Source organism: Burkholderia sp. LMU1-1-1.1 (assembly GCF_040675865.1).
GTDB lineage: Bacteria > Pseudomonadota > Gammaproteobacteria > Burkholderiales > Burkholderiaceae_D > Rugamonas.
Map to the genome: position 1 here is coordinate 1 of NZ_JBEGHG010000061.1, position 266 is coordinate 266.

The following is a 266-nucleotide window of genomic DNA, read 5'->3' on the forward strand; positions in this document are numbered from 1 at the left end:
CAGAAGTAGGTAGCTTAACCGCAAGGAGGGCGCTTACCACGGTAGGATTCGTGACTGGGGTGAAGTCGTAACAAGGTAGCCGTATCGGAAGGTGCGGCTGGATCACCTCCTTTCTAGAGTGGCACGAATCAGCAATGATTCACTCATCAAGCGTTCACACTTATCGACTGTCAATATAAAGAACAGCATTTGGGGCTGTAGCTCAGCTGGTTAGAGCACCGTGTTGATAACGCGGGGGTCGTTGGTTCGAGTCCAACCAGCCCTAC

General features: G+C 51.9%; 1 tRNA gene and 1 rRNA gene. Both read left to right on the plus strand.

Annotated elements, in window-relative coordinates:
- Positions 1 to 113, plus strand: a 16S ribosomal RNA gene (locus tag MRBLMU1_RS27655); the annotation flags it as partial.
- A gap of 78 nt (positions 114 to 191) precedes the next feature.
- Positions 192 to 265: transfer RNA gene (locus MRBLMU1_RS27660), tRNA-Ile, on the plus strand.
- Position 266 lies beyond the last annotated feature (1 nt).